This window comes from Pseudomonas pseudonitroreducens (assembly GCF_021603645.1).
Classification (GTDB): Bacteria; Pseudomonadota; Gammaproteobacteria; order Pseudomonadales; family Pseudomonadaceae; genus Pseudomonas; species Pseudomonas pseudonitroreducens.
Genome location: NZ_BQHJ01000003.1, coordinates 331419 through 355326 on the forward strand (window position 1 = coordinate 331419; position 23908 = coordinate 355326).

Annotated in this window: 27 protein-coding genes and 1 tRNA gene; 21 read left to right on the forward strand and 7 right to left on the reverse strand. The window is 64.0% G+C overall.

The window, feature by feature from the left end; all coding sequences use genetic code 11:
• Window positions 1–121: 121 nt before the first annotated feature.
• Complete coding sequence (gene lptF / locus L6D89_RS09390; RefSeq protein ID WP_236199472.1) at window positions 122–1246, forward strand: LPS export ABC transporter permease LptF; 1125 nt, start codon at window positions 122–124, stop codon at window positions 1244–1246.
• Complete coding sequence (gene lptG, locus L6D89_RS09395) at window positions 1239–2306, forward strand: LPS export ABC transporter permease LptG (RefSeq protein ID WP_236174199.1); 1068 nt, start codon at window positions 1239–1241, stop codon at window positions 2304–2306. The genes lptF and lptG overlap by 8 nt, the downstream gene beginning before the upstream one ends.
• A 123-nt stretch (window positions 2307–2429) precedes the next feature.
• On the opposite strand, the gene L6D89_RS09400 is transcribed toward lptG, so the two are convergent.
• Window positions 2430–2945, reverse strand: a complete 516-nt coding sequence (locus L6D89_RS09400) for an RDD family protein (RefSeq protein WP_236174198.1) — start codon at window positions 2943–2945, stop codon at window positions 2430–2432.
• 161 nt (window positions 2946–3106) lie between these two features.
• On the opposite strand from L6D89_RS09400, the gene L6D89_RS09405 reads away from it, so the two are divergent.
• Entirely contained in the window at window positions 3107–4675 is a 1569-nt protein-coding gene (locus tag L6D89_RS09405; protein ID WP_236199473.1) for an EAL domain-containing protein, read from the forward strand.
• Window positions 4676–4733: 58 nt separating this feature from the next.
• Here L6D89_RS09405 and L6D89_RS09410 read toward each other — a convergent pair whose 3' ends face one another.
• The 4 genes from L6D89_RS09410 to L6D89_RS09425 are packed head-to-tail and all read right to left on the reverse strand — an operon-like array spanning window position 4734 to window position 7101.
• Window positions 4734–5201, reverse strand: coding sequence for a DoxX family protein (locus L6D89_RS09410; RefSeq protein WP_236199474.1), 468 nt, complete (start codon window positions 5199–5201; stop codon window positions 4734–4736).
• A gap of 10 nt (window positions 5202–5211) precedes the next feature.
• A complete protein-coding gene (locus L6D89_RS09415; protein ID WP_236199475.1) occupies window positions 5212–5967 on the reverse strand; it encodes an HvfC/BufC N-terminal domain-containing protein in 756 nt (251 codons plus the stop codon).
• A complete protein-coding gene (gene bufB, locus L6D89_RS09420; RefSeq protein WP_236199476.1) occupies window positions 5964–6797 on the reverse strand; it encodes an MNIO family bufferin maturase in 834 nt (277 codons plus the stop codon). Before bufB ends, L6D89_RS09415 begins: the two co-directional genes overlap by 4 nt.
• 16 nt (window positions 6798–6813) lie before the next feature.
• On the reverse strand, window positions 6814–7101 hold the full coding sequence (locus L6D89_RS09425) for a BufA1 family periplasmic bufferin-type metallophore (protein WP_236174193.1): 288 nt from the start codon (window positions 7099–7101) through the stop codon (window positions 6814–6816).
• 230 nt (window positions 7102–7331) lie between these two features.
• Here L6D89_RS09425 and L6D89_RS09430 point away from each other — a divergent pair, with 230 nt between their 5' ends.
• Both L6D89_RS09430 and L6D89_RS09435 read left to right on the forward strand, forming a co-directional pair.
• Window positions 7332–7922 carry a sigma-70 family RNA polymerase sigma factor gene (locus L6D89_RS09430; protein WP_236199477.1) on the forward strand — a complete coding sequence of 197 codons (591 nt, stop codon included), beginning with the start codon at window positions 7332–7334 and terminating at the stop codon, window positions 7920–7922.
• A complete protein-coding gene (locus L6D89_RS09435) occupies window positions 7909–8550 on the forward strand; it encodes a DUF1109 domain-containing protein (protein ID WP_236174191.1) in 642 nt (213 codons plus the stop codon). The genes L6D89_RS09430 and L6D89_RS09435 overlap by 14 nt, the downstream gene beginning before the upstream one ends.
• A 666-nt stretch (window positions 8551–9216) precedes the next feature.
• On the opposite strand, the gene L6D89_RS09440 is transcribed toward L6D89_RS09435, so the two are convergent.
• Window positions 9217–9302 (reverse strand) — tRNA-Leu (locus tag L6D89_RS09440).
• 106 nt (window positions 9303–9408) lie between these two features.
• Here L6D89_RS09440 and queA point away from each other — a divergent pair.
• The 6 genes from queA (at window position 9409) to L6D89_RS09470 (ending at window position 15514) form a co-directional block, all read left to right on the forward strand.
• A complete protein-coding gene (gene queA, locus L6D89_RS09445; RefSeq protein WP_236174190.1) occupies window positions 9409–10452 on the forward strand; it encodes a tRNA preQ1(34) S-adenosylmethionine ribosyltransferase-isomerase QueA in 1044 nt (347 codons plus the stop codon).
• Window positions 10453–10464: 12 nt separating this feature from the next.
• A complete protein-coding gene (gene tgt / locus L6D89_RS09450; protein WP_236174262.1) occupies window positions 10465–11583 on the forward strand; it encodes a tRNA guanosine(34) transglycosylase Tgt in 1119 nt (372 codons plus the stop codon).
• Between the two features lie 38 nt (window positions 11584–11621).
• Window positions 11622–11963, forward strand: a complete 342-nt coding sequence (gene yajC / locus L6D89_RS09455; RefSeq protein WP_024762947.1) for a preprotein translocase subunit YajC — start codon at window positions 11622–11624, stop codon at window positions 11961–11963.
• 64 nt (window positions 11964–12027) lie between these two features.
• Window positions 12028–13890 (forward strand): protein translocase subunit SecD, encoded by a 1863-nt coding sequence (gene secD, locus L6D89_RS09460; RefSeq protein WP_236199478.1) that lies wholly within the window; start codon window positions 12028–12030, stop codon window positions 13888–13890.
• A gap of 10 nt (window positions 13891–13900) precedes the next feature.
• Complete coding sequence (gene secF / locus L6D89_RS09465; protein WP_236174188.1) at window positions 13901–14818, forward strand: protein translocase subunit SecF; 918 nt, start codon at window positions 13901–13903, stop codon at window positions 14816–14818.
• A 159-nt stretch (window positions 14819–14977) separates the two neighbouring features.
• Window positions 14978–15514, forward strand: coding sequence for a glycine zipper 2TM domain-containing protein (locus L6D89_RS09470; protein ID WP_236174187.1), 537 nt, complete (start codon window positions 14978–14980; stop codon window positions 15512–15514).
• Window positions 15515–15727: 213 nt separating this feature from the next.
• On the opposite strand, the gene suhB is transcribed toward L6D89_RS09470, so the two are convergent.
• A complete protein-coding gene (gene suhB, locus L6D89_RS09475; RefSeq protein ID WP_138524970.1) occupies window positions 15728–16543 on the reverse strand; it encodes a type III secretion system regulator SuhB in 816 nt (271 codons plus the stop codon).
• 146 nt (window positions 16544–16689) lie between these two features.
• Here suhB and trmJ point away from each other — a divergent pair, with 146 nt between their 5' ends.
• The 10 genes from trmJ (at window position 16690) to iscX (ending at window position 23876) form a co-directional block, all read left to right on the forward strand.
• Entirely contained in the window at window positions 16690–17469 is a 780-nt protein-coding gene (trmJ, locus tag L6D89_RS09480) for a tRNA (cytosine(32)/uridine(32)-2'-O)-methyltransferase TrmJ (RefSeq protein WP_236199479.1), read from the forward strand.
• The gene (gene cysE, locus L6D89_RS09485) at window positions 17462–18241 is read left to right on the forward strand and encodes a serine O-acetyltransferase (protein ID WP_236174185.1); all 780 of its coding nucleotides are present in this window, start codon (window positions 17462–17464) and stop codon (window positions 18239–18241) included. The genes trmJ and cysE overlap by 8 nt, the downstream gene beginning before the upstream one ends.
• A gap of 140 nt (window positions 18242–18381) precedes the next feature.
• The gene (gene iscR / locus L6D89_RS09490; RefSeq protein WP_088419609.1) at window positions 18382–18876 is read left to right on the forward strand and encodes a Fe-S cluster assembly transcriptional regulator IscR; all 495 of its coding nucleotides are present in this window, start codon (window positions 18382–18384) and stop codon (window positions 18874–18876) included.
• 28 nt (window positions 18877–18904) lie between these two features.
• A complete protein-coding gene (locus tag L6D89_RS09495; RefSeq protein WP_081515981.1) occupies window positions 18905–20119 on the forward strand; it encodes an IscS subfamily cysteine desulfurase in 1215 nt (404 codons plus the stop codon).
• A gap of 26 nt (window positions 20120–20145) precedes the next feature.
• A complete protein-coding gene (iscU, locus tag L6D89_RS09500; protein WP_015478505.1) occupies window positions 20146–20532 on the forward strand; it encodes a Fe-S cluster assembly scaffold IscU in 387 nt (128 codons plus the stop codon).
• Window positions 20533–20558: 26 nt separating this feature from the next.
• Window positions 20559–20882, forward strand: coding sequence for an iron-sulfur cluster assembly protein IscA (iscA, locus tag L6D89_RS09505; protein WP_017522292.1), 324 nt, complete (start codon window positions 20559–20561; stop codon window positions 20880–20882).
• A gap of 8 nt (window positions 20883–20890) precedes the next feature.
• The gene (hscB, locus tag L6D89_RS09510; protein ID WP_236174184.1) at window positions 20891–21412 is read left to right on the forward strand and encodes a co-chaperone HscB; all 522 of its coding nucleotides are present in this window, start codon (window positions 20891–20893) and stop codon (window positions 21410–21412) included.
• 44 nt (window positions 21413–21456) lie between these two features.
• Window positions 21457–23316 carry a Fe-S protein assembly chaperone HscA gene (gene hscA, locus L6D89_RS09515; RefSeq protein ID WP_236199480.1) on the forward strand — a complete coding sequence of 620 codons (1860 nt, stop codon included), beginning with the start codon at window positions 21457–21459 and terminating at the stop codon, window positions 23314–23316.
• Between the two features lie 6 nt (window positions 23317–23322).
• Complete coding sequence (gene fdx, locus L6D89_RS09520) at window positions 23323–23661, forward strand: ISC system 2Fe-2S type ferredoxin (RefSeq protein WP_205337113.1); 339 nt, start codon at window positions 23323–23325, stop codon at window positions 23659–23661.
• A gap of 14 nt (window positions 23662–23675) precedes the next feature.
• Entirely contained in the window at window positions 23676–23876 is a 201-nt protein-coding gene (gene iscX / locus L6D89_RS09525) for a Fe-S cluster assembly protein IscX (RefSeq protein WP_236174181.1), read from the forward strand.
• Window positions 23877–23908: the final 32 nt, after the last annotated feature.

The following is a 23908-nucleotide window of genomic DNA, read 5'->3' on the forward strand; positions in this document are numbered from 1 at the left end:
GGCGAATCGCAGGATAATGCCGGCTATTTGCGCTGGGTCGCGTCCGCGCGCACCCGGCAATGCTTCACGGCGGCTAGTTTGAGCGTAGCCGCCTGAGCGTGACAACCCTGGAGTGTCCGGTTTGATTGTCTTCCGTTACCTGTCCCGTGAAGTGCTGATCACCATGAGCGCGGTGAGCGCCGTGCTGCTGGTCATCATCATGAGCGGCCGTTTCATCAAATACCTGGCACAGGCGGCCCAGGGCCTGCTTGATCCGGGCTCGCTGTTCATGATCATGGGGGTACGCCTGCCGGGCTTCCTGCAGCTGATCCTGCCGCTGGGCCTGTTCCTCGGCATCCTGCTGGCCTATGGCCGCCTGTACCTCGACAGCGAGATGACCGTGCTCACCGCCACCGGCATGAGCCAGCAGCGCCTGCTGGCCATCACCCTGGCGCCGGCGCTGTTCATCGCCCTGCTGGTGGCCTGGCTGAGCCTGTGGCTGGCGCCCCAGGGCATCACCCAGATGCAGCTGCTGCTGAACAAGCAGGATGCGATGACCGAGTTCGACACCCTGGCACCGGGACGCTTCCAGTCGATGCGTGACGGCACGCGGGTGACCTATACCGAGACCCTGGCCAACGAACGCACGGAACTGGGCGGGGTGTTCATCTCCGACAAGAACCGCCCGCGCAACGGCAAGGACGGCGGCACCTCGGTGCTGGTCGGCGCCACTGGCGTGCAGGAAATCCACGGCGATGGCAGCCGTTACCTGATCCTTAAGGACGGTTACCGTTACGACGGCACGCCTGGCCAGGCCGATTACCGCGAGATCAAGTACGACACCTACGCCGCCTTGCTGCCCAAGCCGGAAGTGAGCAGCGAGATCGACGACCGCGATGCCATTCCCACCGCCGACCTGCTGGGCAGCGATGACCCGCGCATGCAGTCCGAGCTGCAGTGGCGCCTGTCCATCCCGCTGCTGGTGTTCGTGGTGACTGTGCTGGCGGTGCCGCTGTCGCGCGTCAACCCGCGCCAGGGCCGCTTCCTCAAGCTGCTGCCGGCGGTGCTGCTGTACATGGCCTACCTGGCCCTGCTGATCGCCGGGCGCGGCATGCTCGACAAGGGCAAGATTCCCATGGCCCTTGGCCTGTGGTGGATCCACGGGATATTCCTGGGCATCGGCCTGTTGTTGCTGTACTGGGAGCCGTTGCGCCTGAAGCTGGCCGCCAAACGAGCGAAGTCGGGCGGGGAGCTGAAGCATGCGTAAGCTGGATCGTTACATCGGCACAACCGTCTTCGTTTCCATTCTCGCGGTCCTCGGGGTAATCCTCGGCCTGGCCGAACTGTTCGCCTTCGTCGACCAGTTGGGGCAGATCGATGACAGCTATACGCTGACCGAGGCCCTCAAGTTCGTATTGCTCACGGGGCCGAGCCGGGCCTACGACATGCTCCCCATGGCGGCGCTGATCGGCTGCCTGGTGGGCCTGGGCACCCTGGCCAGCAACAGCGAACTGACCATCATGCGCGCCGCTGGCGTGTCGCTGCAGCGTATCGTCTGGGCAGTGATGAAGCCGATGCTGGTGCTGATGTTCGCCGGCATCCTGGTCGGCGAGTACGTGATTCCCTACACCGAAACCGCTGCCCAGAGCGGTCGCGCGCTGGCCCAGAGCGGCAACGGCTCGCAGAGCTCCAAGTCGGGCCTCTGGCACCGCCAGGGGCACGAGTTCATCCACATCAACGTGGTGCGCCCGGACGGCGTGCTGCTGGGCGTGACCCGCTACAACTTCGACGACAACCGTCGCCTGCAGACCGCGAGCTTCGCCCGCCAGGCGGTCTTCGAGAACAACCAGTGGCAACTGCAGGATGTGACCACCAGCGTGCTGCATGCCGCGGAGAAGCGCAGTGAGGTGGTGAGCTCGCCCAGCGAGACCTGGAACATCCAGCTCAGCCCGCAACTGCTCAATACCGTGGTGATGGAGCCGGAAGCGCTGTCGATCACCGGCCTGTGGAGCTACATCCATTATCTGCAGGACCAGGGCCTGAGCTCCAACCGCTACTGGCTGGCGTTCTGGACCAAGATCCTGCAGCCGTTGGTGACGGCCGCCCTGGTCTTGATGGCGATCTCGTTCATCTTCGGTCCGCTGCGTAGCGTGACCCTCGGCCAGCGGGTATTTACCGGTGTGCTGGTGGGCTTCACCTTCCGCATCGCGCAGGACCTGCTCGGCCCGTCGAGCCAGGTGTTCAACTTCCCGCCGCTGCTGGCGGTGCTGGTGCCGGCAGCGATCTGCGCCTTCCTCGGCACCTTGCTGTTGAAGCGGGCCGGATAAACCCTGTAGCAGCGAGCTTGCTCGCGAACCTCTTGCCACCGAGTGGGGGCGCGCGAGCAAGCTCGCTCCTACAGAGAGCAAAAGCAAAAAGCCGGCAATCGCCGGCTTTTCTGTGCGCGGGAATCAGCCGCGGCCCTGGGTTGCCTTGCGCACCGCCTTGGGAATCTGGATCACCACGCTTTCCGAGTAGCGGTCCTGCCAGGTGCGCTTGTCCTTGTCCCAGAGCATCCAGAGGAAGCCAAGGCCGGCGCAGCCCCAGGACGCGATGGCAATGACGAAGCGCAGCAGCGCCTGCATCAGGGTGATGCGCGTGCCGTTGGCGTTCTGCACGCGAATGCCCCAGACCTGCATGCCGAGGGTCTGGCCACTGTGGGTCCAGAACTTCGCGAAGAAGGCGAACACGCTGATGAACAGCAGGCTGGACAGCAGCGGGTCACCGGTCAGGGCACCCTGGTCGGCCAGCATGCGGAGTTTCTCGCTGCCATAGATCAGGCGCAGGAAACCTTGCTGATAGACCAGCGTCACTACCATCAGCAAGGCCACGCAGAGCAGGAAGTCGTAGAACATCGCGGCAAAGCGACGGACGAGCGTGGCGGGCGGAAAGTCTCCGGTGGGCTGGAGCTGCTGCGGCTTGGGCATGGGCATCTTCTGTGGCGATCAGGATGGATGGGGCCGGGATTATACGGATTCCGCCGCGCAGCGTTCTGTGGCGCAGGCTGTTCTAAGCTCAAGGCACGTCGCTACCCATGAGGGAGTGGCAATGCGTCGCAGGTCGCGACGCTGTCGAGCAAGGAACAAGGATGCCGCTACGCAGCTATACCCGGCGCCGGCTGCTGCCCCGTCTGGTCTTTTCCCTTTCCATGGCACTGCTGCCGCTGTTGCTGGGCAGCGCCATCATCTATTGGCAGGCCCTGCGCAGCCTGAGCAGCGAGGCAAGTGCGGCGTCGAACGAGGCTGTGCGCCTGTTCGATGTGATGCTCGGCAACGCCACGGCAGCTGCCCGGGCGGCACTGTTGCACGCCGATGAATCCTGCGAAGACGCCACCTGGGTGCTCCGCGAGCAGGTCGCCGTGGTGCCGTTCGTCCGTTCGGTCAACCTGACCCGCGACAACGACATCTATTGCACCTCGCTGTTCGGCGAGTTCGACGAGCGCCTCGACCCCAGCCTCTATGCGAATGGGCAACTGCGGATGATGGCGGGCAATTCGGTGACGCCGAACTATGCCCTGCTGATCCTGCGCCGGGTGCAGGGCAACAAGGCGGCCCTGGCGACCGTCGATGGGCGCTACCTGAGCAATACGCTGCAATTGGTCGATCAGCGCAGCGACCTGCAGCTGCAGGTTGGCCGGCAGTGGATGGACGAAGAGGGGCGGGTGTTCGACGGTGAACCGGCGTCCCTGCCTCTTGGGCATGTCGAACTGGCGTCCGGGCAGTTTCCCTACAAGGTCATCGGCGGCTTTCCGAAAGGCGCGCAGTGGCGGCACATCCGCGAGGATTCGCTGCCGCTGGTAACGCTGATGCTGATGCTCGGCGGGGTGTCGGGCATGGCCTGCTACTGGCTCTGGGGGCGTTCGGCGACGCCGAGCCTGGAGCTCGAGCGCGCCTTGCTCGCCGGGGAGTTCGTCCCCTATCTGCAACCCCTGGTCGATGCCCGGGACGGTCACTGGATCGGTGCCGAAGTGCTGATGCGCTGGACTCATCCGCGCGAAGGCATGGTCGGCCCCGACCTGTTCATCCCCATGGCCGAGCGCTCCGGGTTGATCGTGGCGATGACCCGCGAACTGTTCCACCAGGTCGCCGACGGCCTGGCGCCGCACGCAAAATTGCTCGGCCAGGGCTTTCACCTGGGCTTCAACATCAGCGCCCGGCACTGTACGGAACCGGGGCTGTTCGACGATTGCCGGGACTTCCAGGCGCGCTTCCTGCCCCATCGCCCGGAGCTGACCCTGGAGCTGACGGAACGCGAGCTGATCGTCTCCAGCGAGGTGACGGACGAGTTGTTCGACAAGCTGCACGGATTGGGCGTCAAGCTGGCGATCGACGACTTCGGAACCGGCAACTCGAGCCTGGCCTACCTGCACCGCTTCAAGGTGGATGCGCTGAAGATCGACAAGAGCTTCGTCGCGATGATCGGTGTGGACGCGCTGTCCTCGCACGTCCTCGACAGCATCGTCGAACTCTGCGGCAAGCTGGACCTGATGATCATTGCCGAGGGGGTGGAGACCGTGGAGCAGCAGGCTTACCTGGCCTCCCGCGGCGTCGAGGTGCTGCAGGGCTATCTGTTCGACCGGCCGATGCCTCTGGCGGCGTTCGTCGCAGCACTGCAGGAGCGGCATGGCGTGGCTGCGGCGCCGCAAGCTCGCCAATGAATTCGTCGTGGTGCAGCTGTCAGGGTGAGCGCTGCACCACGCGTTGCGTGTCAGGTCCTCAGCGAATCCTGAACAGCCGATCCAGCGACCAGGCACCCGCGCCGCGACCGATCAGCAGCAGAAGCAAGCCGGCCCAGGACAAGTGTGTCGGCCAGGCGTCGGGGTAGACGAACACCTCGATCACCGTGGTCATGCCCAGCAGTGCCAGTGCCGAAAGGCGAGTGAACAGCCCGAGCGCCAGCAGGATTGGGAAGAAATGCTCTGCATAGGTGGCCAGGTGTGCGGCGATGTACGGTGGCACCAGGGGCAACATGTACTCGCTCTGGAACAGTTCGTAGGTGCCGGGGGTGATGGTCAGGAGTCCCTCCACCTTGGTGCGCCCGGAGAGAAAGAAGATCGCGGCAATCCCGACGCGCGCCACCAGGCACAGGAAAGAGTCGCCCAGCAGGCGCTGCAGCAAGTCCGCAAGGCGATTCCAGCCGTGGCGCAGGCCGGTGGTGGGGGTGGTGCCGTGAGCAAGGTCCATGATGTCCTCCTTAAGCGAGGGTGACGGGACGAAAAACGCCGGCGGCCAGCAGGCGGCCCAGCAGCACGCTGAAATCCAGATCGGGCTGTGTGGCAAGTGCCAGCGTTGACGCGCGATCGAGGCTGTTCCCCTCCGCGCAGGCGTCGAGGAAGACGCAGCCGCCGAGCTCCAGGGACTGCCAGTCGACACCTTCGGCATGGCCGACCAGCAGGACGCCTTCGCCGTGCCAGGGCAGCGCATCGGGCATTGGCAGCGCTTCACGGTTGTAGTGCCAGAGGCTGCGGATCGGTTGTTCAGCAAACCAGCGCCAGCGCACGCTGGCGCGCGGTTCCAGCTGACAGGTGGCGAGGTCCGAGGCGGTCATGCCGGCCAGGCTGGCCAAGTCCAGCAGTGCGTCCTGATGCGCGGTGAATGCCTCGGTCCAGAGCCGGTCCAGGCGCGCTACGTCGCCCAGGTAGGGAAACGCGCGTGCTGGCTCGCAGGCATCGAGGAAGTCCGCGAAGCGTTCACCGTAGAGCACCAGGCGAGCGTCGCTCGGCGGCATTTCTCCGGCGTACAAGGCCGCAACGGCACGCATCCAGTCGCTACCGGCCAGACGCTCGACGCTGGGGAAGTTGGCGCACAGGGCGTCGATGCAACCCTTGAGGACAGTGTTGCGGTACACCTGGAAAGCGGCCTGCGTGGTGACCGCCTGCAGTTCCGGGGCCGGGCGCTGGTAGAGCGCCGCGACGAACGCGTCCTGGAAGGCGCCCAGAGAGGTCTTCATGCGGTCACCTCGACCAGGTTCAGGGTTGCCTGGGCGATGTCGCGTTCGGCCAGCAGGTCGGCAAAAGCCGGAAGGTGATCGTCGCGCTCGATCAGCGTCGGCCTTGGCCCGATACGCTGGATCAGGCGCTGGTACAGGGCCCACACCGGTTCAGCGATGGGCGCGTCGTGGGAGTCGATCAGCAGCTCGCCGCCTGCGTCATGGCTGTGTCCGGCCAGGTGGATCTCGAGGATGGCCGCAGCAGGGAAACCAGCGAGATAGTCGTGCGCGTCAAAGCCGAGATTGTGCGCGCTGACATGCACGTTGTTGATATCGAGCAACAGACCACAGCCAGTCCGCAGCGCCAGTTCGGTGAGGAACTCTATTTCGCCCCAGTCATGGCCCTCGAGGCGTACGTAGTGGCTGGGGTTCTCGATGGCGATGCGCCGCCCCAGGGCTTCCTGGGTGCGCTGGATATTCTCGGCTATGCGCGCCAGGGCGGCATGGCTGCGCGGGAAGGGCAGCAGGTCCGGCAAATACTGGCCACGCCAGGTGGACCAGGCCAGGTGCTCCGAGATCAGTTCCGGTTGCACACGCTCGACCAGCGCGCGCAGCTGATGCAGGTGCGCAGGGTCCGGAGCCGAGTCCGCGGCCAGGGATAGCGATACTCCGTGGAGTGTCAGCGGATGCCGTTCCGCTATGCGCTGCAGCCAGGCGAGGCGGGGGCCGCCGACCATGTAGTTCTCCGGGTGGACTTCAAACCAGAGTCCCTGGGCAGTGCAGGCAAGAGCGTCCGCGTAGTGCTCGGCCTTCAGCCCAAGGCCTGCGCCCAGTCGAGTATGTGCGTTCATGGTCGGCGGCCTGGGCTCAGGCCTTGCTCGGGGTCAGCGAGCCCATGCCGTGGGGCGTCTTGATCGAGGTGCAGGTGCCGGCCGGGACGTTCTTCCAGTGCATGCCGTCATAGTCCTTCTTGGCACTGCCTGCACAGGTGGTGCCCGCGCCCGCCTTGCAGTCGTTCTTGCCTGCCATGGCCACGCCGTAGCATTTCTCCATGGCGGCGCCATTGCCGGCCTTGGTGTTCATGTCGTCGGCCAGGGCTGCGCTGGTGATGGCGGCGAGGGCAATGGCGGCGGTAGTCAGGGTCAGGGTTTTCATGGTGCGGTTGCTCCAGTTCGGTTGAGGGCCGCGGAGGACTTTCCGACGGCTTGATGGGTAGTTCGCCGGGAGCGCTGATCCGGTTACAGCCGTGCGAAAAAATTTTGAGAATTCTTCGCCGCGGCCCTAACGTATTGAACGACGGTCTGTTTTTCCTGTGGGCCGGCGGCGCGCCAGAAACAGCGGCGAGTCGTGGGAAAAATCCAGCCGCGGTGTAACCAGGACGGCCGATGCAGCGAACTACCAGTCAGGATGTGTTGATTGCGCGTGAAGCGCAGCTGCAGGCGTTGCTGCTGCGCGGCATGGACGGTGACAACGCGGCGTACCGTGACTTTCTCAGCGCACTGGGCACGCATCTGCGTGCCTTCTTGCGCCGGCGCCTGAGCCAGCGCCCTGGAGAGGTCGAGGACCTGTTGCAGGAGGTCCTGCTGGCGGTGCACAACGCCCGCCACACCTACCGTGCCGATCAGCCGCTGACGGCCTGGGTGCAAGCGATTGCGCGCTACAAGCTGGCGGACCATTTCCGCGCGTTCGCCCGTCGAGAGGCGCTGCATGATCCCTTGCAGGACGACGCCGCGGAACTGCTCATCGGCGAAGATGACGAGCCCGCACAGGCCCGCCGCGATCTCGGCAAGCTGCTGCTGCAGCTACCCGACAAGCAGCGCCTGCCAATAGTCCATGTGAAGCTCGAAGGCCTGTCGGTGGAAGAGACCGCGAGCCTGACCGGGCTTTCCAGTTCCGCCGTGAAAGTGGGCATTCACCGTGGGCTGAAGGTCCTGGCGAATATGATTCGAGGAAGGCGAAGCGATGAAGACCAATGAACTGATCGACCTGCTGAGCGCCGGCGAAAGCGCGGTGGATCGGCGAGTTCTGGGCAAGCGCCTGGCGATCGCGCTATTCGCCGGAGGTCTGGGCGCGCTGCTGCTGATGGCTGCGTTGTTTGGGGTTCGGCCTGACCTGGCTGAAGTCTCGCGCACACCATTGTTCTGGGCCAAGGTCGCACTCCCGGGCAGCCTGGCGCCGCTTGCATTGTGGCTGAGCAGTCGCCTGGCACGACCAGGCGTCAGTGGGGGAGCGGCCTGGGTGCTGCTGGGGTTGCCAGTGCTGGCGGTCTGGCTCGGTGGCGCCCTGGAACTGGCAGGAGTGCCCGTCGAGGCGCGCGCAGGCCTGATCCTTGGCAAGACCTGGCGCACCTGCGCGCTGAACATTGCGCTGCTCTCGGTGCCGGCATTTATCTCGGTGTTCTGGGCGTTGCGCGGCCTTGCCCCGACGCGCCTGCGCCTGGCGGGGGCAGCAGGAGGATTGTTGGCTGGCGCCACCGCGACCCTGGCCTATTGCCTGCACTGCCCTGAAATGGGCGTTTCTTTCTGGGGCGTCTGGTATCTGCTCGGCATGCTGGTGCCCAGCGTGCTGGGCGCGCTGCTCGGACCACGCCTGCTGCGCTGGTAGTCGAGGCCAACGCCTGTGTGCTCCACGCGCGCGCTGATCATCAGGCTGTGGGCCGACGCCGACTGAATGGCTGCTGAAGCCATCGCTGTCGCTGATTTTCCTGTCCCATCGGGTAGACAGTTTTTTCCGTCGCTTTTATGGCGGGAAAGCGTCTTTCTGGACGCTTCAGTATTGGTTCAGTAGAGCTCCCTTACTCAGGAGTTCTCGCAATGAATCAACACAGTTATTGGTCGGTCTGCCTGGTGCTGCTGCGCATCTTCGCTGTGATGCTGCTGAGCTTGCCGTGCTACTAGTGCCACCCCAAGGCGCTGCGAGGCGCCTTTTTCACTGGCTGGAACCACGCCGGCCTTGCGCCGAGGCATCCTGGAGCAGGTCGTCGCAAGCGTCTGGAACGGTCGTGCGAGCCAGGGGTTTCCGGGCTGGTCCGCTGCGCCGAACAGAGGGGGGCAAGTGCCGCTACGTTCCCTGGAGGGGCGCCAGAGGCCACCGGGCTGGGAAGTCTTCGGTCGTCCTGGGCTGCGCTGATTGCGAGGAGGCCCGCCTTGATCGCCCTGTAGGGCTCCAGTCGAGCCACTTGCGAGGAGAATCGCAGGCAACAAAAAACCGGCCCTGAGGCCGGTTCTTCGTGGGTTTCAGGACTTCCTCGGAAGTCCCGAAACAATGTGGTGGTGCCCCGGGAGAGACTCGAACTCTCACTCTGTCGCCAGAAACGGATTTTGAATCCGCCGCGTCTACCATTCCGCCACCGAGGCAATGGCGCGGCAGTATAGGGAGACGCTCTGCGCCGGTCAATCGGCTCGAATGGTCAGAATTTGGCATTTCCAGTAAGATACGCGCCCCTTCGAGATAGCTCTTCCCATGCGTGTCGCTGACTTTCATTTCGACCTGCCCGAGGCGTTGATCGCCCGCCATCCGCTCCCTGAACGCCGCGGCAGCCGCCTGCTGGTGCTGGACGGACCGAGCGGCGAGCTCAGCCATCGGCAATTCGCCGACATCCTCGGCTTCCTCAAGCCGGGCGACCTGATGGTGTTCAACAACACCCGGGTGATTCCTGCCCGCCTGTTCGGCCAGAAGGCTTCCGGCGGCAAGCTGGAAATCCTTGTCGAGCGCGTGCTGGACAGCCATCGCGTGCTGGCTCATGTGCGCTCCAGCAAATCGCCCAAGCCGGGTTCGAAGATCCTCATCGACGGCGGTGGCGAAGCCGAGATGCTGCAGCGCCACGATGCGCTGTTCGAGCTGGGCTTCAGTGAGGACGTGCTGCCGCTGCTGGAGCGCGTCGGCCACATGCCGCTGCCGCCTTATATAGACCGTCCGGATGAAGACGCCGACCGCGAGCGCTACCAGACTGTCTATGCCGAGCGTGCGGGCGCGGTGGCCGCGCCGACTGCCGGCCTGCACTTCGACGAAGCGCTGCTGGAGTCGATCCGCGCCAAGGGCGTGGATACCGCGTTCGTCACCCTGCACGTCGGCGCCGGGACCTTCCAGCCGGTGCGCGTGGAGCGCATCGAAGACCACCACATGCACAACGAGTGGCTGGAAGTCAGCCAGGACGTGGTCGACGCCGTGGCCGCCTGCAAGGCGCGCGGCGGCCGGGTAGTCGCCGTCGGCACCACCAGCGTGCGTTCGCTGGAAAGCGCGGCTCGCGATGGCGTGCTCAAGCCGTTCAGCGGCGACACCGATATCTTTATCTTCCCCGGGCGGCCGTTCCACGTGGTCGACGCCCTGGTCACCAATTTCCACCTGCCCGAATCCACCCTGCTGATGCTGGTCTCCGCCTTCGCCGGCTACCCCGAGACCATGGCTGCCTATGCGGCGGCAGTGGAGCAGGGCTATCGCTTCTTCAGCTACGGCGATGCCATGTTCATTACCCGCAACCCGGCACCGCGCGGCCCCGAGGACTGATCCATGAGTTTCATGAAATTCGAACTGCTGGCCACTGAAGGCAAGGCCCGTCGCGGCCGCCTGACCTTCCCCCGCGGCGTGGTGGAAACCCCGGCTTTCATGCCGGTGGGCACCTACGGCACCGTGAAGGGCATGCTCCCGCACGACATCGAGGGCATCGGCGCGCAGATCATCCTCGGCAATACCTTCCACCTGTGGCTGCGCCCGGGCACCGAGGTGATCCAGAAGCACGGCGACCTGCATGACTTCATGCAGTGGAAAGGGCCGATCCTCACCGATTCGGGCGGCTTCCAGGTGTTCAGCCTGGGCGCGCTGCGAAAGATCAAGGAGGAGGGCGTGTACTTCGCCTCCCCGGTGGACGGCGCCAAGGTCTTCATGGGCCCGGAAGAGTCCATGGCGGTGCAGCGTGCGCTGGGCTCGGACATCGTGATGATCTTCGACGAGTGCACCCCGTACCCGGCGGAATTCGACGTGGCCAAGCGCTCCATGGAGCTGTCGCTGCGCTGGGCCAAGCGCTCGAAAGTCGCCCACGGCGACAGCCCCTCGGCACTCTTCGGCATCGTCCAGGGTGGCATGCACGAAGAACTGCGCATGCGCTCGCTGGACGGCCTGCAGGAAATCGGTTTCGACGGCCTGGCGATTGGCGGCCTGTCGGTAGGCGAGCCCAAGGAAGAAATGATCCGCGTGCTGGACTTCCTGCCCCAGCACATGCCGGCTGACAAACCTCGTTACCTGATGGGTGTGGGCAAACCCGAAGACCTCGTGGAAGGTGTGCGCCGGGGCGTCGACATGTTCGATTGCGTCATGCCCACCCGCAATGCGCGCAATGGCCACCTTTTCGTTGACACCGGGGTGATCAAGATCCGCAACGCGGTGCACAAGCACGACGAATCTCCGCTGGACCCGACCTGCGATTGCTACACCTGCAAGCACTTCTCCCGCGCTTACCTCTACCACCTGGACAAGTGCGGCGAAATGCTCGGCAGCATGCTCAATACCATCCACAACTTGCGGCATTATCAGCGGCTTATGGCTGGTTTGCGCGAGGCAATCCAACAGGGTACATTGGCGAACTTTGTCGACGCCTTCTACGCCAAGCGCGGCCTTCCCGTGCCGCCGCTGGCGGACTGACCTTATTCATCGAAAAAGCTTTGAGACAGGAGTTTCCAATGAGTTTTCTGATTCCCGCTGCCTACGCTGACGCCGCAGCCCCGGCCGCTGCTGCTGGCCCGGCCGGCACTGGCTTCGAGTGGATTTTCCTGGTCGGTTTCCTGGTCATCTTCTACCTGATGATCTGGCGTCCCCAGGCCAAGCGCTCCAAGGAGCACAAGAACCTGCTGTCCGGCCTGCAGAAGGGCGATGAAGTCGTCACTTCCGCCGGTATCGCCGGCAAGGTGACCAAAGTGGCCGATGACTTCGTCGTCGTCGAAGTTTCCGACAACGTCGAGCTGAAGTTCCAGAAGGCCGCGATCGCCGCGACCCTGCCGAAAGGCACCCTGAAGGCGATATGATCCACCTCTTAGAAACCCAACCGACGGGGCGCAAGATGCGCCCCGCGTCATAACGGGCGGTGTCATGCTCAACAAGTATCCCCTGTGGAAGTATCTGCTGATCCTGGCGGTCCTGGCCGTCGGTTTCATCTACTCCGCGCCCAACCTCTATCCTGACGATCCGGCCGTCCAGATCAGCGGCGCGAGCACTGCGCTGCAGGTCACCCAGGCCGACGTGGACAAGGCCAGCAAGGCGCTTGCCGATGCCGGCATCGCCGTCAAGGCAGGCTCGCTGGGCAAGAACAGCGGCCTGATCCGCCTGGCCAAGCAGGAAGACCAGCTGCCGGCCAAGGACATCGTCCGCCGCGCGCTGGGTGACGACTACGTAGTCGCCCTGAACCTGGCCCAGACCACGCCGAACTGGCTGCGCAATATCGCCGCCCACCCGATGAAGCTGGGTCTCGACCTTTCCGGTGGTGTGCACTTCCTGCTGGAAGTGGACATGGAGAAAGCTGTCGACGCTCGTATGAAGGTGTACGAGAACGAGGTCAAGAGCGCCCTGCGTAAAGAGCGCGTGCGCTACCGCAGCCTGCCAGTGCAGGACGGCGGCATCCAGCTGGGCTTCACCGAAGAAGCCGACCTGGACAAGGCCAAGTCGATCATCGCCAAGGATTTCCGCGATTTCGAAACCGCCCAGAGCGACCGCAATGGCATGCAGGTCCTGCGCCTGGCCATGACCGCCACCAAGCTGGCCGAAATCCGCGAATACTCGATCAAGCAGAACCTCACCACCGTCCGCAACCGCGTGAACGAGCTGGGCGTCTCCGAGCCGCTGGTACAGCGCCAGGGCGCCAACCGCATCGTCGTCGAGCTGCCGGGCGTGCAGGACACCGCCGAAGCCAAGCGTATCCTCGGCAAGACTGCGAACCTGGAGTTCCGCCTGGCCGCCGAGCCGGATGCGATCAAGTCCTCCACTGAAACCTTCGATTTCCGCGAGCCGCGTCGTCCGCCGGCGACCCTGGAGCGTGGCGTGATCATCACCGGTGACCAGGTCACCGACGCCAGCGCCAGCTTCGACGAGAACGGTCGTCCGCAAGTGAACATCCGCCTGGATGGCCACGGCGGCGAACTGATGAACCGCGCGACCCGCAACAACGTCGGCCGCAGCATGGCCGTGGTGTTCATCGAGCAGAAGCCGATCACCCGCTACACCAAGCAGGTCGTCGACGGCGTCGAGCAGGAAGTCGCTGTTCAGGCATTCAAGGAAGAGAAGCAGATCATCAGCCTGGCGACCATCCAGTCGCCGCTGGGCAACCAGTTCCGCATCACCGGCCTGGACGCTCCGGGCGAGTCCTCGGAACTGGCCCTGCTGCTGCGCGCCGGTGGCCTGGCTGCTCCAATGTACTTCGCCGAAGAACGCACCATCGGCCCGAGCCTGGGTGCGGACAACATCGCCAAGGGTATCGATGCATCCCTCTGGGGCATGGTCTTCGTTTCCCTGTTCATCATCGTCATCTACCGCTTCTTCGGCGTGATCGCCACCGTCGCCCTGGCCTTCAACATGGTCATGCTGGTGGCGCTGATGTCGATCCTCGGTGCGACCCTGACCCTCCCGGGTATCGCCGGTATCGTGCTGACCATGGGTATGGCGGTGGACGCCAACGTGCTGATCTTCTCGCGGATACGCGAGGAACTGGCGGCGGGCATGTCGACGCAGCGGGCGATCCATGAGGGCTTCAACCGGGCCTTCACCGCGATCATCGACGCCAACCTGACCTCGCTGCTGGTCGGCGGCATCCTCTACGCCATGGGCACCGGCCCGGTGAAGGGCTTCGCCGTGACCATGTCCCTGGGTATTCTCACCTCGATGTTCACTGCCATTCTGGTCACCCGCGCAATGGTGAACCTGATCTACGGCGGCCGCGACGTTAAGAAGCTGTGGATCTAAGGGGCCAGAGATGAATATCAAGATCGGTACTATCAACTTCATGGGCGTGCGCAACATTGCGTTCGCCGCGACCCTGATCCTGACCCTGATCGCCCTCGGCAGTTGGGTCTTCAAAGGTATCAACTTCGGCCTGGACTTCACCGGCGGTACGTCGATCAAGCTGAACTACGAGCAGCCTGCCGACCTGTCCAAGGTGCGCGAGCAACTGGTCGCCGCCGGTTACAGCGAGGCCGTGGTACAGAGCTTCGGTGATACCCGCGACGTGCTGGTGCGCATGCCCAGCGAAGACCCGGAGCTGGGCAAGAAAGTCGCCGCTGCGCTGCAGAAGGCGGATGCCTCCAACCCCGCCAAGGTCAACGGCGTCGAGTACGTGGGCCCGCAGGTGGGTGAGGAGCTGCGCGACCAGGGCGGCCTCGGCATGCTCCTGGCGCTGGGCGGCATCCTGTTGTACGTGGGCTTCCGCTTCCAGTGGAAGTTCGCCCTGGGGGCGATCCTCTCGCTGATCCACGACGCCATCATCGTGATGGGCGTGCTGTCGTTCTTCCAGATCACCTTCGACCTGACCGTGCTGGCCGCGGTGCTGGCGGTGGTGGGCTACTCGCTGAACGACACCATCGTGATCTTCGACCGGGTGCGCGAGAACTTCCGCGTGCTGCGCAAGGCCAGCCTGATCGAGAACATCAACATCTCGACCAGCCAGACCCTGCTGCGGACCATCGCCACGTCGGTGTCGACCCTGCTGGCGATCGCTGCGCTGCTGTTCTTCGGTGGCGACAACCTGTTCGGCTTCTCCATCGCACTGTTCGTCGGTGTGATGGCGGGTACCTACTCGTCGATCTACATCGCCAACGTGGTGCTGATCTGGCTGAACCTGTCCAGCGAGGACCTGATTCCTCCGCCGAGCAAGGAAGTCGACGAGCGCCCGTAATAGAGCGTTTCCGGCCTTCCAGAGAAAACTCCCGCTTCGGCGGGAGTTTTCGTTTGTAGGAGGTGGATCACGAAACCGCCGGAACTTTCTTACAAATGGGTCGCTCCAAGGCAAGGTAAAGGGCAAGGCCCGAATGAGAAGAAAGACCAGGAGAACCCTATGAACAAGTCGTTGCTAATCGGTACCGTGCTGGGCGCTGTAGGCGTGACTGCCGGTGGCGCCGTGGCTACCTACAGTCTGGTGGACCGTGCGCCGCAATACGCCGAGGTGCTCGCCGTTCAACCGGTCAAGGAAACCATCAAGAATCCGCGCCAGGTCTGCAAGGACGTGGCAGTGACCCATCAGCGTCCGGTCAAGGACACCCACCAGATCGCCGGTACGGCGATTGGCGCCATCGCTGGCGGCCTGCTGGGCAACCAGATCGGCGGCGGCAATGGCAAGAAGATCGCCACCGTGGCGGGCGCCATCGGCGGCGGCTACGCGGGCAACAAGGTGCAGGAAGGCATGCAGGAGCGTGATACCTACACCACCACCGAAACCCGCTGCAGCACCGTCAATGATACCAGCGAGAAGGTCGTCGGCTACGACGTGAAGTACCTGCTCGATGGCAAGGCCGGCCAGGTCCGCATGGACCGCGATCCGGGCTCGCAGATTCCGGTCGACAAGAGCGGCCGACTGGTCCTGGGGCAGCAATAAGCCGTCGCCAGGTCTCAGTGAGAAAGGCGCCCATCGGGCGCCTTTTCTTTTGGATCTCTTCGTAGGAGCGAGCTTGCTCGCGAACAGCCCCGCGTCGTGTCGCCAGAAGAAAGGGCAAAAGCATCGCGAGCAAGCTCGCTCCTACAATGAAGTGCGTTCTTGCAGGCACAAAAAAGCCCGGCATTGCCGGGCTTTTTCTGTCGAGGCTCTGGCTCAGCGCTTGAGCGACGGCGGCAGGTGCGGCTGGATGCTGGTCAGCAGCGCCTTGAAGCACTTGGTGTTGCCGGCAACGATCTGGCCCTTCTCGAGGAACTCGTGACCGCCGGTGAAATCGCTCACCAGGCCGCCTGCTTCCTGGATCAGCAGGGCGCCGGCTGCCATGTCCCACTCGGACAGGCCGAATTCCCAGAAGGCGTCGTAGCGGCCGGCGGCGACGTAGGCCAGATCCAGGCTGGCGGCGCCGGCGCGGCGGATGCCGGCAGTCTGGCCGACCAGGCTGCGGAACATGCCCAGGTAGGCGTCCAGATTGTCCATCTGGCTGTCGCGGAACGGGAAGCCGGTGCCGAGCAGTGCGCCTTCCAGGCTCTTGCGGTTGCTGACGCGCAGGCGGCGACCGTTCAGGGCGGCGCCACGGCCGCGGCTGGCGGTGAATTCTTCCTGGCGGACCGGATCGAGGACTACGGCGTGCTCGAGGCGGCCGCGGTATTTGCAGGCGATGCTGACGGCGTAGTGCGGAACGCCGTGGATGAAGTTGGTGGTGCCATCCAGCGGATCGATGATCCACAGGTAGTCTGCGCCTTCGCCGCTGCCTTCGAGCATGCCGCCTTCTTCGCCCATGATCCCGTGGTTCGGGTAGGCCTTGCGCAGGGCGGTGACGATGGAGAGTTCGGCCGCGCGATCGACTTCGGTGACGTAGTCGTTGGCTTCTTTCTCGTTGACCGACAGGGTATCCAGGCGTTCGATGGAGCGGAAGATCAGTTCACCGGCGCTGCGAGCGGCGCGCAGGGCGATATTCAGCATAGGCTGCATGGAGAGGTCACCTGGGTCGTTAAAGAAAGCCGAACATTCTAGCAGAAAGCCATGGAGTTCATAGAGCGACCTGTCGCCTGCGTGGCGCAAGACCCACTGCTGCGGTAGGATTCCCTCCCTTTTTCGCTTTTGTGTGGAGTCGCGCGTTGCTCGACAAAATTCGCGTGGTGCTGGTCAACACCAGCCATCCCGGCAATATCGGCGGTACGGCCCGTGCGATGAAGAACATGGGCCTGTCGCGCCTGGTACTGGTCGATCCGATGGATTTCCCCAGTGGCGAGGCGCGCGCCCGCGCATCCGGCGCCGACGACATTCTCGATGCGGCCGTGGTCGTGCCGACCCTGGAAGATGCCCTGGCGGGTTGCAGCCTGGTGCTGGGTACCAGTGCGCGCGATCGCCGCATTCCCTGGCCGCTGCTCGATCCCCGCGAGTGCGCCACCACCAGCCTGGAGCATGTCCAGCAGGGTGGAGAGGTCGCGCTGGTGTTTGGCCGCGAGTACGCCGGCCTGACCAATGACGAGCTGCAGCGATGTCAGTTCCACGTGCACATCCCGGCCAATCCCGAGTTCAGCTCGCTGAACCTGGCGACGGCGGTGCAGGTGCTGGTCTACGAGGTGCGCATGGCCTGGCTGGCCGTTCAGGGGCAGCCGACCAAGCAGGAGAAGGTCGAGTCCACGGCAATGCTCAACAGCGTCCCGGTGACGTCGGATGAGCTGGAGCGCTTCTACGCACACCTGGAATCGACCCTGGTGGATATCCAGTTCCTCGATCCGCAGAAGCCGCGCCACCTGATGTCGCGCCTGCGCCGCCTGTATGGCCGCAGCGGTGTGAGCAAGCTGGAGATGAATATCCTGCGGGGTATTCTCACCGAGACACAGAAAGCTGCCCGCGGGGAGCTTTCCAAGCGGAGTGATGAAGATGTTTGAGCGCGTACGCGAAGACATTCAGAGCGTATTCCATCGAGACCCGGCGGCACGTAATGCCTTCGAAGTGCTCACCTGCTATCCGGGCCTGCATGCCGTCTGGCTGCACCGCCTGGCCCATGGTTTGTGGGTGTCCGGCTGGAAGTGGCTGGCGCGAATGGTGTCGAACTTCGGTCGTTGGATGACCGGTATCGAGATCCATCCAGGCGCGAAGATCGGTCGTCGCTTCTTTATCGACCATGGCCTGGGTATCGTCATTGGCGAAACGGCCGAAATCGGCGACGACGTCACCATCTACCAGGGCGTGACCCTGGGCGGCACCAGCTGGAACAAGGGCAAGCGCCATCCGACCCTGGCCGATGGCGTGGTGGTAGGGGCGGGCGCCAAGGTGCTCGGCCCGTTCACCGTCGGTGCCGGCGCCAAGGTCGGCTCCAACGCCGTGGTGACCAAAGAGGTGCCTCCGGGCGCCACCGTTGTGGGGATTCCAGGGCGCATCATCATCAAGGATGACGCGGATCAGGCGGCCAAGCGCCAGGCCATGGCAGAAAAGCTCGGGTTCGATGCCTACGGCGTCAGCCAGGACATGCCCGACCCGGTGGCTCGTGCCATTGGTCAGTTGCTTGACCACCTGCAGGCGGTCGATGGTCGTCTGGAAGGCATGTGCAAGGCTCTGACGGCCCTGGGTAGCGACTACTGTGCGAAGGATCTTCCGGTACTGCGGGAAGAGGACTTCGCTGGAGTCAAGGGCGAGGAGAGCAGCAAGTCGGCGCAGTGATGCGCCGGCCCTTGCATTGCTGCTACAATACGGCGCCGTTCGCTGGCTAATTCCGACTAAAGTAATAGGTCTTATAGTTGACTTAAATAGTCGGAAAAGAGCATACTTCCGCCATACCAGCGATTCTTCCGGATTTCCCCATGCGATTGACCACCAAAGGCCGCTATGCCGTCACCGCCATGCTCGATCTGGCGTTGCACGCCCAGCGTGGCCCGGTTTCTCTCGCCGATATCTCCGAGCGCCAGGGTATTTCCCTGTCCTACCTGGAACAGCTGTTCGCCAAGTTGCGCCGTGGCAACCTGGTGGTCAGCGTGCGTGGTCCGGGTGGCGGTTACCAGTTGTCCCGCGACATGACCGGCATCCACGTTGCCCAGGTGATCGATGCGGTCAACGAGTCGGTCGATGCTACCCGCTGCCAGGGCCAGGGTGACTGCCACTCCGGCGATACCTGCCTGACCCACCACTTGTGGTGCGACCTCAGTCAGCAGATTCACGAGTTCCTCAGCGGCATCAGCCTGGCCGACCTGGTCGAGCGCCGCGAAGTTCAAGAGGTCGCTCAGCGCCAGGACGAGCGTCGCTGCTCGGGCAGTAAGCCGCTGCGCCTCGACAAGATTGAAGCGTCCGCCATCGATTGAGCGAACGCCCGCCTGTAGGAGTTACCTGATGAGATTGCCGATTTACCTCGACTACTCCGCCACCACCCCGGTGGATCCGCGTGTCGCTCAGAAAATGGCCGACTGCCTGCTGGTTGACGGCAATTTCGGCAACCCGGCTTCGCGTTCCCACCTCTTCGGCTGGAAGGCCGAGGAAGCGGCTGAAAACGCCCGTCGCCAGGTCGCCGAACTGGTCAATGCCGACCCCCGCGAGATCGTCTGGACTTCCGGTGCCACCGAGTCCGATAACCTCGCCGTCAAGGGCGTCGCGCACTTCTATGCGACCAAGGGCAAGCACATCATCACCTCGAAGATCGAGCACAAGGCGGTCCTGGATACCTGCCGCCAGCTGGAGCGTGAAGGTTTCGAAGTGACCTACCTGGAGCCGACCCCCGAGGGCATCATCACCCCGGCGATGGTCGAGGCCGCCCTGCGTGACGACACCATCCTGGTTTCGGTCATGCACGTGAACAACGAAGTCGGCAGCATCAACGACATCGCTGCCATCGGTGAGCTGACCCGTTCGCGCGGCATCCTGCTGCACGTCGACGCTGCCCAGTCCGCCGGTAAAGTCGACATCGACCTGGAGAAACTCAAGGTCGACCTGATGTCCTTCTCCGCCCACAAGGTCTACGGCCCCAAAGGCATGGGCGCGCTGTACGTGCGTCGCAAGCCGCGTGTGCGCCTGGAAGCCCAGATGCACGGCGGCGGTCACGAGCGCGGCATGCGTTCGGGTACCCTGGCGACCCACCAGATCGTCGGCATGGGCGAAGCCTTCCGCATCGCCAAGGAAGAAATGCACCAGGAAATGGCTCGCATCGAAGGCCTGCGCAAGCGCTTCTTCGATCAGGTCCAGGACCTGGAAGAGCTGTATCTCAACGGCAGCCCGACTTCCTACGCGCCGAACATCCTCAACGTCAGCTTCAACTACGTCGAAGGCGAGTCGCTGATGATGTCGCTCAAGGACCTGGCCGTTTCGTCCGGCTCCGCCTGCACCTCGGCCTCGCTGGAGCCGTCCTACGTGCTCCGCGCCCTGGGTCGCAACGACGAACTGGCGCACAGCTCCATCCGTTTCAGCTTCGGCCGCTTCACTACTGAAGAAGAGGTCGACTACGCCGCCAAAAAGGTGGTGGAAGCCGTTTCCAAGCTGCGTGAACTCTCGCCGCTGTGGGATATGTTCAAAGAGGGTGTCGACCTGTCCAAGGTCGAATGGCAGGCCCACTGACCCGCCCCATAGAGTGAGGATTAGCCATGGCTTACAGTGACAAGGTCATCGACCACTACGAAAACCCGCGCAACGTCGGCAAGCTCAATGCCGAAGACCCGGATGTCGGCACCGGCATGGTCGGTGCTCCCGCCTGCGGCGACGTGATGCGCCTGCAGATCAAGGTCAACGAGCAGGGCGTCATCGAAGACGCCAAGTTCAAGACTTACGGCTGCGGTTCCGCCATCGCCTCCAGCTCCCTCGCCACCGAGTGGATGAAGGGCAAGACGCTGGACGAGGCCGAATCCATCAAGAACACCACCATCGCCGAAGAGCTGGCCCTGCCGCCAGTGAAGATCCACTGCTCGGTGCTCGCCGAGGACGCCATCAAGGCGGCCGTGCGCGACTACAAGCAGAAGAAAGGTCTGCTCTGAAGCGATTCGTTGAGTAAGGAGTTCCCATGGCCATCAGCATGACCGAATCCGCCGCCAACCATGTTCGCCGTTCTCTCGAAGGGCGCGGCAAGGGTGAGGGCATTCGTCTTGGCGTGCGCACCACCGGGTGTTCCGGGCTGGCCTATGTGCTGGAGTTCGTTGACGAACTGGCAGCCGAGGACCAGGTCTTCGAGAGCCACGGCGTGAAGGTCATCATCGACCCGAAAAGCCTGGTCTACCTCGACGGTACCGAGTTGGACTTCACCAAGGAAGGCCTCAACGAGGGCTTCAAGTTCAACAACCCGAACGTGCGCGGTGAGTGTGGCTGCGGCGAAAGCTTCAACGTCTGAGGTCGGGTGTGGGTAGTCCCTGTCACTTCGCGCTGTTCGATTTGCAGCCGGGCTTCCGGATCGATCTGGAAGCCCTTGGCAACCGCTACCGCGAGCTGGTGCGGACGGTCCATCCGGATCGCTTCGCCGATGCCTCCGAGCGCGAGCAGCGCCTGGCGCAGTCCAAGGCTGCCGAGCTCAACGATGCCTACCAGACGCTGAAGAGCGTGCCGCGTCGTGCCCTGTACTTGCTGGCGTTGCGCGGCGATGCGTTGCCGCTGGAGGCCACGGTACAGGATCCGGAATTCCTGCTGCAGCAGATGCAGCTGCGCGAGGACCTGGAAGACCTGCAGGACAGCGCCGATCTCGATGGCGTGGCGCAGTTCAAGCGTCAGTTGAAATCCGCCCAGCAGCGTCTGGAAGAGGATTTCGCCGATTGCTGGGACGATACCGGTCGCCGTGAGTTGGCCGAGCGTCTGGTTCGCCGCATGCAGTTCCTCGACAAGCTGGCGCAGGAAGTGCGGCAGCTCGAAGAGCGACTCGACGATTAATCCGCGCGGCCCGTGCCGCGCCCGATAGCCTGATTAGAAACCGCATGGCCCTACTGCAGATCGCCGAGCCCGGACAAAGTCCCCAGCCACACCAGCGTCGCCTGGCGGTGGGGATCGACCTGGGTACCACGAATTCCCTGGTCGCTGCCGTGCGCAGCGGCGTCGCAGCACCCTTGCCCGATGATCGCGGCGAAGTGATCCTGCCGTCTGCGGTGCGTTACCTCGCCGATCGCATCGAGGTGGGCGAGAACGTTCGCGCCACCGCCTCGCAAGACCCGCTGAACTCCATCATTTCGGTGAAGCGCCTGATGGGGCGCGGCCTGGAGGATGTGAAACAGCTGGGCGGCCAACTGCCGTACCGCTTTACCCAGGGCGAATCGCACATGCCCTTCATCGAGACCGTCCAGGGCGCCAAGAGCCCGGTCGAAGTCTCGGCGGAAATTCTCCGCGTCCTGCGCCAGCGCGCCGAGTCGACCCTGGGTGGCGAACTGGTGGGCGCAGTGATCACTGTTCCCGCTTATTTCGACGACGCCCAGCGCCAGGCCACCAAGGACGCCGCGCGTCTGGCCGGCCTGCACGTGCTGCGCCTGCTCAACGAGCCGACCGCTGCGGCGGTCGCCTACGGCCTCGACAAGAACGCCGAGGGCGTGGTCGCCATCTATGACCTGGGTGGCGGTACTTTCGACATTTCCATCCTGCGCCTGACCCGTGGCGTCTTCGAAGTCCTGGCCACCGGCGGTGATACCGCGCTGGGTGGCGATGACTTCGACCACGCCATCGCCGGCTGGATCATCGAGCAGTCCGGGGTCTCGGCCGATCTGGATCCGGGCGCCCAGCGTCGCTTGCTGCAGGCTGCCTGCGCGGCGAAGGAAGCGCTGACCGACTGCGCCAGCGTGGCCGTTGCTTATGACAGCTGGTCAGGTGAGCTGACCCGCACCCAGCTTGAGGCCCTGATCGATCCGCTGATCCAGCGCAGCCTCAAGTCCTGCCGTCGCGCAGTCCGTGATTCCGGTGTCGAGCTGGAAGAAGTCAGCGCTGTCGTCATGGTTGGCGGCTCGACCCGTGTGCCTCGTGTGCGCGAACTGGTGGGCGACCTGTTCGCTCGCGACCCGCTGACCGACATCGATCCGGACCAGGTCGTCGCCATTGGCGCGGCCATCCAGGCGGATGCCCTGGCCGGCAACAAGCGCGGCGAAGAGCTGCTGCTGCTGGACGTGATTCCCCTGTCGCTCGGCCTGGAAACCATGGGTGGGCTGATGGAGAAGGTGATCCCGCGCAATACCACCATTCCGGTGGCGCGCGCTCAGGAGTTCACCACCTACAAGGATGGCCAGACGGCCATGATGATCCATGTGCTGCAAGGCGAGCGCGAGCTGGTCAAGGACTGCCGGTCCCTGGCGCGCTTCGAGCTGCGCGGCATTCCGCCGATGGTGGCCGGCGCGGCAAAGATCCGCGTCAGCTTCCAGGTCGACGCCGATGGCCTGCTGGGTGTGTCCGCCCGTGAATTGTCCTCGGGCGTCGAGGCGAGCATCCAGGTCAAGCCGTCCTACGGCCTGACCGACGGCGAAATCGCCCGCATGCTGCAGGATTCCTTCCAGTATGCCGGCGATGACCTTGCTGCCCGCGCCCTGCGCGAACAGCAGGTCGAGGCCCAGCGTCTGCTGGAGGCCGTGCAGTCGGCGCTGGACGCCGACGGCGAGCGCCTGCTGGAGGCCGACGAGCGCCTGGTCATCGATGCTGGCATGGACTCGCTGCGCGAGCTGGCCACCGGCAGCGATACCGTCGCCATCGAACAACAGATCAAGCGTCTGTCCCAGCTGACCGACGCCTTTGCCGCGCGCCGTATGGACGCCACCGTCAAAGCTGCACTGGCCGGTCGCCGGCTCAACGAAATCGAGGAATAAGCGAAGATGCCGCAGATTGTCTTTCTGCCCCACGCCGAACACTGCCCCGAAGGCGCGGTGATCGAAGCCCAGCCGGGCGAAACCATCATGAAGGCGGCGCTGCGCAACGGCATCGAGATCGAACACGCCTGTGAGATGTCCTGTGCCTGCACCACCTGTCACGTGATCGTGCGCGAGGGCTTCAACTCGATGGAAGGCTCCGACGAGCTGGAAGACGACATGCTGGACAAGGCCTGGGGTCTGGAGCCGGATTCGCGCCTGTCCTGCCAGGCCGTGGTCGGCGAGACCGATCTGGTGGTGGAAATTCCGAAATACACCATCAACCAGGTGTCCGAAGGTCACTGAGGCGGAGCGTTCGCATGAGTCTGAAATGGGTTGATGTGCTCGAAATCGCCATCCAGCTGGCCGAGTCCCAGCCGGACGTCGATCCGCGCTACGTGAATTTCGTCGATCTGCACCGCTGGGTGCTGGCATTGCCGGAGTTCAGCGACGATCCTTCCCGTGGCGGGGAAAAGGTCCTGGAGGCCATCCAGGCTGCCTGGATCGAAGAAGCCGACTGAAAGCGGCGGCAGGCGGCGGGCTGCAGGCTGCA